Annotated in this window: 13 protein-coding genes; 8 read left to right on the forward strand and 5 right to left on the reverse strand. The window is 51.9% G+C overall.

Going from position 1 to position 11,495, the window contains the following annotated elements:
• On the forward strand, window positions 1-1,011 hold a 1,011-nt coding region (locus D479_RS09310; RefSeq protein ID WP_206536239.1), incomplete at its 5' end, for a HAMP domain-containing sensor histidine kinase.
• A 43-nt stretch (window positions 1,012-1,054) separates the two neighbouring features.
• Here the strand turns inward: D479_RS09310 and D479_RS19895 are convergent.
• On the reverse strand, window positions 1,055-1,729 hold the full coding sequence (locus D479_RS19895) for a hypothetical protein (RefSeq protein ID WP_152413361.1): 675 nt from the start codon (window positions 1,727-1,729) through the stop codon (window positions 1,055-1,057).
• A 157-nt stretch (window positions 1,730-1,886) separates the two neighbouring features.
• On the opposite strand from D479_RS19895, the gene D479_RS09320 reads away from it, so the two are divergent.
• The gene (locus D479_RS09320; RefSeq protein ID WP_008636191.1) at window positions 1,887-3,332 is read left to right on the forward strand and encodes a DASH family cryptochrome; all 1,446 of its coding nucleotides are present in this window, start codon (window positions 1,887-1,889) and stop codon (window positions 3,330-3,332) included.
• Window positions 3,333-3,372: 40 nt separating this feature from the next.
• On the opposite strand, the gene D479_RS09325 is transcribed toward D479_RS09320, so the two are convergent.
• Window positions 3,373-3,666: a hypothetical protein gene (locus D479_RS09325; protein WP_008636192.1), complete on the reverse strand. Its 294-nt coding sequence runs from the start codon at window positions 3,664-3,666 to the stop codon at window positions 3,373-3,375.
• 161 nt (window positions 3,667-3,827) lie between these two features.
• On the opposite strand from D479_RS09325, the gene D479_RS19900 reads away from it, so the two are divergent.
• Genes D479_RS19900 through D479_RS09340 form a run of 3 tightly spaced genes read left to right on the forward strand, consistent with a single transcriptional unit; the run spans window position 3,828 to window position 6,738 of the window.
• Entirely contained in the window at window positions 3,828-5,165 is a 1,338-nt protein-coding gene (locus D479_RS19900) for a hypothetical protein (RefSeq protein ID WP_008636193.1), read from the forward strand.
• Between the two features lie 37 nt (window positions 5,166-5,202).
• The gene (locus D479_RS09335; protein WP_008636200.1) at window positions 5,203-5,970 is read left to right on the forward strand and encodes a hypothetical protein; all 768 of its coding nucleotides are present in this window, start codon (window positions 5,203-5,205) and stop codon (window positions 5,968-5,970) included.
• 24 nt (window positions 5,971-5,994) lie between these two features.
• Complete coding sequence (locus D479_RS09340; protein ID WP_008636202.1) at window positions 5,995-6,738, forward strand: hypothetical protein; 744 nt, start codon at window positions 5,995-5,997, stop codon at window positions 6,736-6,738.
• A gap of 23 nt (window positions 6,739-6,761) precedes the next feature.
• Here the strand turns inward: D479_RS09340 and D479_RS09345 are convergent, their stop codons facing one another.
• Window positions 6,762-7,445 carry a DUF3153 domain-containing protein gene (locus D479_RS09345; RefSeq protein ID WP_008636204.1) on the reverse strand — a complete coding sequence of 228 codons (684 nt, stop codon included), beginning with the start codon at window positions 7,443-7,445 and terminating at the stop codon, window positions 6,762-6,764.
• Window positions 7,446-7,527: 82 nt separating this feature from the next.
• On the opposite strand from D479_RS09345, the gene D479_RS09350 reads away from it, so the two are divergent.
• A complete protein-coding gene (locus D479_RS09350; protein ID WP_008636206.1) occupies window positions 7,528-7,872 on the forward strand; it encodes a hypothetical protein in 345 nt (114 codons plus the stop codon).
• Between the two features lie 37 nt (window positions 7,873-7,909).
• Here the strand turns inward: D479_RS09350 and D479_RS09355 are convergent, their stop codons facing one another.
• Complete coding sequence (locus tag D479_RS09355) at window positions 7,910-9,088, reverse strand: DUF418 domain-containing protein (RefSeq protein WP_008636208.1); 1,179 nt, start codon at window positions 9,086-9,088, stop codon at window positions 7,910-7,912.
• Window positions 9,089-9,156: 68 nt separating this feature from the next.
• The gene (locus tag D479_RS09360; protein ID WP_008636211.1) at window positions 9,157-9,588 is read right to left on the reverse strand and encodes a MarR family transcriptional regulator; all 432 of its coding nucleotides are present in this window, start codon (window positions 9,586-9,588) and stop codon (window positions 9,157-9,159) included.
• Window positions 9,589-9,695: 107 nt separating this feature from the next.
• Here D479_RS09360 and D479_RS09365 point away from each other — a divergent pair, with 107 nt between their 5' ends.
• A complete protein-coding gene (locus D479_RS09365; RefSeq protein ID WP_008636215.1) occupies window positions 9,696-10,118 on the forward strand; it encodes an organic hydroperoxide resistance protein in 423 nt (140 codons plus the stop codon).
• A gap of 451 nt (window positions 10,119-10,569) precedes the next feature.
• Window positions 10,570-11,202, forward strand: a complete 633-nt coding sequence (locus tag D479_RS09370; RefSeq protein ID WP_008636217.1) for an FMN-dependent NADH-azoreductase — start codon at window positions 10,570-10,572, stop codon at window positions 11,200-11,202.
• Window positions 11,203-11,495: the final 293 nt, after the last annotated feature.

The following is an 11,495-nucleotide window of genomic DNA, read 5'->3' on the forward strand; positions in this document are numbered from 1 at the left end:
TTGACGACCATCGTCGTCCTGATCCTGCTCCTCTCCGCAGGTGCTTCCATTTGGATCGTAGCCGTTGCAGCCGAACAGCTTCCACAGCTTCTTCCGGAGTCCAATCAGATGAGAGTGTTCACCCTGATTCTAGCCACCGTCGGAATATGTGCCATTCTGGACACGATTTTCATGAGCTTCGCTTCCCTGTTCATCACGAAACCGATCAAGAAGATGGCAGAGATGGCCCAGGATATTGCGAAAGGGGAGTTCACGAGCCGGACTTCCTACAAGAGCAGCGATGAAATCGGATCCTTGGCCGACAGCCTCAACAAGATGGCGCAGGAGCTCGATAACATGGCCTACATGCGGAAAGATTTCATCAGCAACGTATCCCATGAGTTCAAGACACCGATTGCATCGATCCAAGGGTTTGCCGAACTGATGCAGGAACAGTCGTTGTCCCAGGAGGAGCGCAGCGAATACCTCGGCATCATCATTGACGAATCCAAGCGTCTGCACAGCTTGTCGGAGAATATGCTGCGTCTCTCCCGACTGGACCGGCAAGTGCTGCCCGATAAACAGACGACTTTCCGGCTGGATGAACAGATCCGCCGCGTCCTCATGCTGCTGGAGGACTCGTGGGCGAAGAAAGACATAGCCTTCGACCTCGACCTCCCCCCGATTTCGTACGAAGGGGATGAGCCGTTGATCCAGCAGATCTGGATGAATCTGATTGCAAACGCCATCAAGTTCTCCCCGGATTCTTCCACCATCACTATTCTCCTCGCCTCCAAAGCCGAAGGTGTGGAAGTAGTCGTAGCAGACGAAGGAATCGGTATGCCGACGCCCATCCAGCAGCGCATTTACGAGCGGTTCTATCAGGGAGAAACCTCCAGAATGGACCAGGGCAACGGGCTCGGACTTGCCATTACAAAAAGGATCCTTACTATTTTGTCGGGGGAGATCCACTTCACCAGCACAGTAGGAAAAGGAACACGCTTCACCGTGTTCCTCCCTTATATTAAATAGAGTTCTGTCTAACGTTCTTGGAATCCAGCAGGGAGTACCCGAATTACGATTCTTTCAACAGGTGTTTGTATTCAGACTGGATCACTCCGACGATGGCGCCGAGCATTTCCGTCTTCCGGTCATCGGGAATCGAGGCGCCGTCGGGATTCCGGTAGTAATAGGTATCGACCGCTTCTTCATAGACGAAACCGAGCGTCGCGAGCGTGTACTTGAGAGCTTGAGGAATCTCGGTCTCTCCGGTCTGCTCCGTGAAATAATCCGTCGGTGTCACCCAGACGTCGGCATCGGTCTGGCCGGTATGAAGAACGAATACATCGTCCTCTGAACGGGTGATCCACTGCTCTTTGGAGAAAATCGCGAGACCGGTTCCTTCCAATTTGGAGATCCCGTCCAAGTTGATGCCGAAGATCGTATTGACGGCCCGGCGGACTTCTCCACCGGTCAGTTTGCGGTCGAAGGCATGAATATAAATCGCAAGAACCTCCATTTTCGGAAGCTCCTCCAATTCTTCTTTCTCATACTCCGAATGCTCACACAAGAACGCCATCGTCTCCTCTTTATACGCACTCCGCTGTTTGCCGGCCCCTGTTTCAGACACATACTTCAAATCGATTCCATACGCATCCTGCACAACAGCAGCAACATCCTCCGGTTTTCCTGCCACCCTTTCCCACGATGCATCCAGACGCTCTGCCTTCGTTTCCCCGTGTTTCTTCATAATCTCCCCATCCTTTTTTTTCATCTACTTGCTTCTATCATGGACAAAGTTCCGCTAGATTTCAATCAAAAAGGAAATTTTTTACGTTAGACGATTGAAAGTGTCGTAACCTCCGGCAATGGAGGTACACTATAGAAAAAAAGAGGAGGAATGATGCATGCAGAACGGTGCTCTTGTCTGGTTTAGAAACGACCTCCGCGTCCACGACCATCACCCTTTGCATCAGGCCGTCCAAAGCGGCAAGCCGGTCATCGGGATGTACGTGTTCGACCCGGCAGCATACGAACGGGGGGAAGACGGGATCAGGAAGACCGACCGGCACCGCGCCCGATTCCTGATCGAAAGCATCCACGACCTGCGGAAAAACCTAGGGGCTCTCGGCATTCCACTGATTGTCCGCTGCCGCAGGACGACAGAGGCCATTCATGAAATAAAGGAAAAAATAAAGATAGACGCTGTCTATGTCCACGAAGAGATCGGAAGGGAGGAGCAGACGGTAGAGGAAAACGTGCGGCAGGCGCTGCCGGACACTGCTTTTCACGTGGAACACGGGCATAACCTTTACCTGCCTGATGATCTCCCCTTCTCCATCCAGGAGCTTCCCGATACGTTCTCCCAGTTTCGAAAACGGCTTGAGAAGTCAGGGACATCGGTAAGAAAAGCGATCGCTCCGCCCGCGCCGGAGGATCAAGCAGAGCTGCCTGTTCCAGAAGGTGACATACCCACATTGGAAACGCTCGGTTTCGATCCGGCAGACGAAGCACCGCGCTACCCCGGGGGCTCTTCCGAAGCGAGGAAACGGCTGATCGATTATATCTTTACGAAAGACCGGCTGAAAATATATAAACAGACGCGGAACGGCATGCTGAAGGAGGATGATTCTTCGAAGTTCTCCCCTTATCTCGCCAACGGCTGCCTCTCTCCCCGGGTCGTCTATGAACAGATCCAGGCCTATGAACGGACAAACGGCGCCAATGAGTCGACGTATATGCTCTACTTCGAGCTGTTGTGGCGGGACTATTTCCACCTCGTCCACCGCAAATACGGAGACAGGATCTTCTATCGGTCCGGCCTCTCCGGCAAGGCCATTCCATGGGAGCGCGACGAGCAGCTCCTTCAGGCGTGGATCGATGGAAAGACGGGATATCCGCTCGTCGATGCCGGCATGCGTGAACTGAAGGAGACAGGCTTTTTGTCTAACCGGGGCAGGCAGAATGTGGCCAGCTTCTTCACGAAGAACCTCGGACTCGACTGGAGGATCGGCGCTCGCTGGTTCGAATCCCAGCTCGTCGATTATGACGTCAGCAGCAACTACGGCAACTGGCTCTACATCGCCGGAGTCGGGAATGACGCCGTCCCGTTCCGCGCCTTCAACGTCGAGAAACAGGCGAAAGACTATGACCCGGACGGCAGTTACCTGCGTCACTGGCTTCCGGAACTCGCAGCTCTCCCGGCAGACTGGATTCACCAGCCGCGGGAGATGGGAATGATCGAACAACAGCAGTACGGCATCGTTCTCGGCGAGGACTATCCCCTTCCCGTGGTCGACTTATACGAATCGATGAGGAAACGGAAAGAAGCCTTTGCCGCTGCCGACCGCTGATCCTTATAGAAGAAGCCCGGAGGTTATCCTCCGGGCTTTTTCATTCCTCTGATAGATGAAAGATCCGTACCATCGCCTTCGCCAGTACGAACCGTATCGGATACAGGACAAGCACGACGATCACAAAAAACACAACCAGCTGCAGCCACTGCCACGGCAGGAAAGCGACAAGACGATTCCCGACAACGTAGATGAGGAACGTACCGATAGCGATCAGCCCGATAAAGACGAAGACAGCCGCTCCTTTCTGCTGCCATGTGTACCTTCTGATTTCTTCTCTATACTTCCACCCTCCATATGCTGCGTATAACAAAAGCAGAATGACACCGAACATTCAAATCCCCCCATCCCTGATTACGATAACGAGTCGGATACATTCCATAGATCCTGTTTTTTTCCATTCTTCCTGTCCCTATCCACGAAAGCCTATCCACAAAAGCGGAACGTTCATATACTGTATGGACTATTTGCTATGAAAAGGAGTTATGGATACCCATGTTCCCTGAAATATGTGAAATTTTAAGTAATGGAGGGACGATCACCTGCTTTCTGACAGACGCAGACGGCGTCCCTGTTGATACGGATGCGCCGCTGGATTTGTGTGAAGCGGTTCGCCGGGTGACGATCCCGGTCACGCTTCCGAACGGAGTCGTCGCAGACCTTCAGCAAGTGACTCTCCGGAAGTCCGGTTTCGTCGTCCTGGAAGTGACCGACGGTGAAACGACCTGCCTGTCTGAACCGATCTCCTTCTGCTCTGTAGAGAATATCATCCTATGCGCACCGGATGGAACGGACATCGTGTGCGAAGTGACGGATTTCTCCTGCAGTCCTTGCGTCAGCTGTAATACAGAAGGGTTCGTCCAGTCCATCGATATTTTCTTCCGCATCTGCCAGAATGTCCAGGTCGTGGCCGATGTGACAGTGGAACTGACGACACGTCTCTGCCAGCCGCGGCAGGCGTTCGATGTCCCGCTTTGTCCGAGAAACGCCGCCATCCCGCCGCAATGTCCTGTATTATTCCCGGAGTCAGGAGAAATGCCAGAGGATATTGCTCCTGAACTTCCGACCATATCCCTCCCAGCCCCGGACCCAGTAGTAAACCAGGAGGAGCTGGAGACGATTTGTGTCAACACAAGCAAAGTGTATGACTGGCTTGTGCTGACGAACGATTTTGAGATCAATCGTCTGGCTGACGACCTTATTTTCAACTGTACGCCGTGTGAAATGCGGTTGTTCGTTCCAGCCGTCACCCTTTGCGAACGGATCTATTCCGGTAAATTGCTTTGTGGAGAAGACCCGGTTGCTGGAGCGGCGGTCAATATCATCGCCGATCCTCCTATTCTGGAGATTGATCCTGACCCTGTAATCACCGATGAGTTTGGAAACTTCGAAGTGTTGGCTTCCGTGGCATCCGGAACCGATGACACGATGGTGACGGTCACAGCCTTCGCGGAACTTCCAGAAGGCTTGGCTTCCAAATCCTTGAACACGATGGCGTTCTGTCCGGAGCCGCCATGTTCCATCGACTTGTTCATTGAAGGACAGGAAGATTTGATCAGCTGCAGCAGCTTCCTGAGCGGCCGCGTGCGCTGTGGCAACACGGTCATTGAGGGAGCGACGGTCGACCTGGAAAGCAGCAATCCGGCAATCATTATGTTCGACAGTACACCGGCGACGACCGGTTCCCACGGCAACTATTTCGCCGGAATATCCATCCCTGAGGATACGCCGGTACAAGAGGTCACCATCACCGCTACGACGACCATCGATGGAGAAACCATCTCGGCAAGTGTTGATATCACGGTCGAGTGTAATGAAACGCCTTGTCCTTAATTACGATTAATATTGTTCGAAATGGAGGGTAACAACGATGTTAAGCTTGAATGTTCCTGACCTCATCACATGCCAGGCCGTCATTACCGGTACACTCACGTGTGCAGAAGATACTCCAGTGGCAAACGCAGAGGTTTCTTTTTTGGATTTTCCGGAAGATAACGTGACCTATAACCCAAACCCTGCCATCACGGATGCGAACGGCAATTTCTCCACTACGGTAACTGTCAACCCTAATACAGAACTACTTTCTTTAGTCGTCAACGCCAGCAGCGTCGTTTTTGGAGAAGTGCAGCAGGGAAGCGCCGGGACGCAGATCATCTGCTCCCCGGACCCTCCGCCTCCACCGGTCGAATGCCCATGTAAATTCAGACTTGGAGTGGCCAGAAACCGGGCCACAGCGACGGCTACAGTCGTCGATAACGGGGCACCGTTTGACCTGACAGGAATCATTAATATTACCGCTGTTCAATGCTTTACAGCGAGCACGATGTGTAATCCGAACGTAGATAATTTCAACATCACCTTTAATGCCGGAGGGACGACGATCAATTTCGTTCAAGGAAGGCGTATCGAAATAGGCTGTGAAGGGAACAACGTCGCACGAATCCGTGGTACCGCCATCGGCAGAGGAAACCTCTACAGCGGCCTGTTCGACGTGAACATCGAGGTCATTGTCGATGAAAATAATGTCGGGACATGGACGATTGATGCCTTCGACGATATGAACCATTCGTTCTCGACCGTCTTCACCGCCCTGATGAACCCGATCACTTCCATCGGCGAGTGTGATGTTCAATTCTAACTTTTTTATGGAGAGTGAAACGTAATGTTGACTTTGAATGTACCGGAGGTCATCACATGTCAGGCCGTCATAACAGGGACGCTGACTTGTGCCGAGACTACTCCGGTCGAAGGTGCAGAAGTATTTTTCAGTGATTTTCCAGAGGATACGGTCACGTATGATCCGAACCCCGCCGTCACCGATGTGAACGGGGACTTCACCACGACGGTCACCGTGCCCGTGGGGACACCGCTTGTATCCATTACCATCGAGGCATCGGCCATCGTTTTCGGGGAGGTACAAATGGGATTCGCGGGCACACAGATCGAGTGTCCGCCGGTCGAATGTCCGTGTAAATTCCGGATCGGCTTGAGAGATGAAGCGAAGGCGCAGGCAGACATCACCGATAGAGGAAAGAGTTTTTCTGTTTCCGGTGAAATCAATGTGAGTGCCATTCAGTGCTTCCAGACGGAGCCTGGATGTAACCCGGATGTCGATGACTTCAACATTTCCTTTGAAGGGAAAAAGGTAGAGCTGCGGTTTTTCCAAGGAAGACGTATCGACTTCTCTTGTGACGGGGATCGTTCCATCCGCTTACGCGGGACGGCGATTGCCAAGGGCTACTTCCGGGGCGTCTTCGACGTATCCATTGAAGTGACCATCGATGATAACAACATCGGGACATGGATCATCAATGCCGATAACGGAATGGGCCAGTCCTTCTCCACCGTTTTCCGCGGCCGGATGAGCAAGTCGACGTCCATCGGCGACTGTGGCCTGCAGTTTTAATAAAAAAGACTTTCCCAGGTGCTTTATCGGGAAAGTCTTTTTCTGCGTCGCAGGAAGACGAAGAACAGAACGATCAGCACGATGGCGGCCCCAGCGGTAATCGCAATGTTTTTGATGTTCGGTACGGCGATCTCGACCATGATCCGGTTTTCTTCCAGAGCATCCAAATTCCACGTGAGAACGTTGCCGTCGACGTCATCGGCGTTGTGGGATTTGGGCTTCACCGGCAGGTCAAGCGTGAAGGTCAAGTCGATCCGGTCGCCGATCAAACGCGCGGCTCCGGGGATCGAGACGGATTCACCGAGATCGACCTCGGCGACGATCGCATAAGTGCGCGTGAAAAATCCCTCCTCGACTGTCGTGTCGACCGGAATATCCTGCGCCCCGTCCGAAACGACGCCGGATGCCGGCAGCACGTCCATCTCTTGAATGTCTTCGAACGACTTGGATGCCTCAAAGCCTGTGTATCCGCCGGACGTATAATCACTGACCTCATAGCCTCGCTGGGTCAGCTCGGCTTTTGCCGTTTCGACAAGGCCATCCGTCCGGCCGGAGAAGCGCCCGGACGCATTCTCATCCACGCCGATCCGGAACGACGTTTCGCCGCTTCCGTCCTTATTGATTTTCACCCCGACATTCCCCTGCACACATCCGGAAAGAATCAGGATGAGGACAAGTGCCGGAGCAATCCACCATTTTCTTTTCATTTACATCCCCTCCACAAGGATAATTTTCCACCTATGAGATGTGTCTTTATGTACAAGATTATAATAGACAGGAGGAATAGTTATGACGATTTCAAACACGATGGAAGATTTCCACCAGCATCTGCAGACGTGGATCGGTACAGACATCTGCATCACGAAACACGAATTGCGCGATCAAGATGCCGTCTCCATGCAGCTGCACGACGTTTCCTATTCTGTGAACCCGATGAGTATCGACGGCTATATGGGTCCCTATACGCTCTACCTGCACGGAAAGGGATATGTCAGCACGGACATGCAAGGGACAGAGCCCCTCCCCACCCCTTATTACGAAATTCCGCTGGAGGAGACGACCCATTACGAATGGAACGACGACCGCTTCTTTCTAAAGACGGCAAGAGGCGACTACACGATCGCAAGAAAATAAGAAAACAGCCGGCAGTCGTTGTCCGGCTGTTTTTTTCTCATTGCGCTTTCGGAAGATCCGTAGACGGCTGCGGGCGCTTATTTTTACCCTTGAACGACCAATACGTAAACATCCGGATGATTTTCTCCATCGGTCCCTGGCGGAAATAACGGCTGTACCACAGGCTGAGTGCCGCCTGCAGGCTGAACACCAGCACGCCGACTGCGATTCCCGCCCAGATTCCGAGGGAAGCGAACAACCCCAGACCGAAGCCGTAAAAGATGAAAATACAGCAGACCGTCTGGAGCAGGTAATTGGTCAACGACAGACGCCCGACCGCCTCCATCCCCCGGACGAATAGTGAAGAGCGGCCGTGGAACGCTGCGGTGAAAAGACAGATGTAACCGAGAGCGAGCAGAGGTCCGCCGAACGCGTACCCGATTCCCGACCAGCCCGAATCCGGCATCCAGACGATCATGCTCTTCAGCCCAAGCCCGGCAAGGGTAAGCCACAGCGCCCCGCGCTTCCATGCCGCTATGTCAGCTTCCACTCTGCTGAACAGCTGACGTTTTGCCGCATACATCCCGAAGAGGAACATCGGCAGGATCAGAAACGGCGAGAGTGCAAGAATGAGGAACATCAGACCAGGTCCGAGCATCAACGGGTCTTCCTGCGAACGGTGGGTCATGATTTCAACAAACGTCCCGCTCCCATATATATTGACCGTATCTTCCACATACGCATCCATCCGCACCTGCTCTTCTGCCGTCATTGCAAGTCCCCCGCTGCCGTAGGAGAACGCCGACGTCAGAATAAGGACGACGATTCCCCAGATAAGGAGCGTCTTCGGCTTCCTTTTCACGAACAAAAGCAGGAAGAAACCCATCATACCGTAGGCGAATAGGATATCCCCTTCCCACAGCAGGATTCCGTGCAGGAGACCAAGGACGATCAGCGCCAGGAACCGGCGGGTGAATTGCCGCTTCACACGGAAACCCTTCTCCTTCCAGCTGCTGTACATAAGGATGATTCCATATCCGAACAGGAAGGCGAAAATCGGCATGAAGCTCGTTTCGACGAACACCTTCAAGATATCGTGACCGACAGCATCCGCCGTACCGAAGTCCCACTCATCCTTTCCGTAAATCCCGTACTGGAATATCAATAGGTTGGCAAGCAGGATTCCGAACAAGCTGAATCCTCTCAGCGCATCTATCACACCAATTCTTTGTTTCAATGAACTTCTCCCCTCTCTTTCCTTATTCATACGGGAGGTCGAGCAGAGAAGATTCATTTATTTTCCAATTATTTCTGATTTCCGGGAAGCAGCTGCTGCAGCGTCTCCTTCAACTGAAGGATGTCCGCTTCTTCCATATGCAGACGTTCGAGCAGCAGGTCCGGAATGCACTCCGCTTTCTCTTCCGCTTCCTTCCCTTTATCCGTCAAAACGACGTCGACGCTCCGTTCATCGCGTGTCGAACGCTCTCTCCTGATCAGACCTTCCGACTCCATCCGCTTCAGCATCGGCGTCAGCGTCCCGGAATCCAAATAAAGCCGGCGGCCAAGCTCCTTCACCGTCAGCGGACTCTCCTCCCATAAAGCGAGCAGCACCAAATACTGTGGATACGTAATATTCAAATCGGCTAAAAGCGGACGGTACATCTTCGTCATCTCGCGCGTCGCCGCATACAAAGAAAAGCAAATCTGATTTTCCAACTTCATTTTTTCATCGGCCATTCGGCAACCCTCCTGGTTCCATTATAGCAAATGCCTTGCCAAACACAATTCAATTGTGTACTATTTAATTGTGCACAATCTAAATAAACATGAAGGAGTTGTTGAACATGGTTAAACCTCTATACACAGCGAAAGCGACAGCAGAAGGTGGACGTCAAGGCGTCGTCAAATCTTCAGACGGAACATTGGAACTGGATCTTACGATGCCGAAAGCGCTCGGCGGCAACGGAAAAGAAGGAGCAACAAACCCGGAACAGCTATTCGCAGCAGGTTATTCTGCGTGCTTCGACAGTGCTCTCCAACTAGTCGCATCCCAGGCGAAAAAGAAAATCACATCGAAAGTGACAGCGGAAGTGAGCATCGGCAAACAAGGCGAAGGCTTCGGACTTGCAGTTAAACTGTTCGTCGAAATCGAAGGCGTAAGCCAGGACGAAGCAGACGAACTCGTCAAGAAAGCCCACCAAGTCTGCCCTTACTCCAACGCTACGCGCGGAAATATCGAAGTCGATCTGGAAGCAAAAGCCGTTTAATTTTTATCATAGAAGAAAATTTTTTAGAAACATTAAAAGGAAGGGATTATGCCCTCAAAGCCTTATTCCCTACAAGCTTAAGGAAGTAAATAGCAGCAGAGGGCGTAGGGAAGAGGGGCAGACTCCTGCGGGAGATGCGGCACAGGTGAGACCCCGGAAGAGCAGCGCGATGAGGAGGCTCACCGGCCGCCCCGCGGAAAGCGCCCCTCTTCCCGGAGCCCTCCCCCCTGCAGTAAAAAACGAAAGGCCGATGACGGTCTTTCTTTTTTTGCAGAAAAAGGATTACTGAACAGAAACCGTTCGGAGCACCATAAGAACAGGCTGTTTGCTGCCGAACCAGCCGACAATTACGGACAAAATCCGAAGCATATCGGTTGAACTCTCAACTTCAAGATATTATAATACGTGTGTTAATAAACTTGTGAGGACAACAACTTAGGAGGTTTTACAAGTGAACGTATTAGTTATAAAAGCAAACAACCGTCCAGACGGTATTTCAACGAAGATGTACGACGCGTTTTTGGAAAATATTGAGCAGAATCAAGACGTCAACGTCGAAACGTATGATCTGTTCGCCGAAGATACACCATATTTGAGCCAGGATCTATTCACTGCGATCGGTAAAATCCAGGAAGGTGCCGCTATGAACGAAGACGAGCAGCGCTTGATGGATGCGAAGCAGAAAGCGAAAGACGCGTTGAGCAAAGCAGACGTCGTCGTTGTCGCGTTCCCACTATGGAACTTGACGATCCCTGCGAAACTGCAGACGTTCATCGACTATGTAGCCGAAGCAGGCTTCACATTCAAGTACACGCCGGAAGGTCTGAAGCCGCTTATGACAGACAAACAGGCGATCCTTCTGAACGCCCGCGGCGGCAACTATTCCGATCCGTCCATGGCACCGATGGAAATGTCCTTGAACTACATGCGTAACGTTCTTGGTGGACTATTCGGCATGAAGATTACAGAAGAAGTAATCATCGAAGGCCACAATGCGAACCCGGATCAAGCGGAAACTATCGTTAACGAAGGTCTTGAGAAAGTCGCACAAGCTGCGAAAAACGTCGCTTACCAAAACGTATAAGGATTACAGAAAAGGCACTGGGATCGTTCCCAGTGCCTTTTTTCAATTTGATTTATCTTCTTTTCACCAACACCTAACTTTAGCCATTGATATCGAATAACAGCGGATTATTGGGCCGGTCCTTATCTGTATTTGATAATGAAGGGCCATGTCAGGCAAAGGACGGAGGGGAATGGAGCAGACTCCTGCGGGAGAAGTGGCTCAGGTGAGACCCCGGAAGAGCAATGAAATGCCCCCTGAATATTGGACAATATTCAGGGGCATTTCTATGAATAAATGGAGTAAAGAAGAAA

The organism is Halobacillus sp. BAB-2008 (assembly GCF_000328325.1).
GTDB lineage: Bacteria > Bacillota > Bacilli > Bacillales > Halobacillaceae > Halobacillus.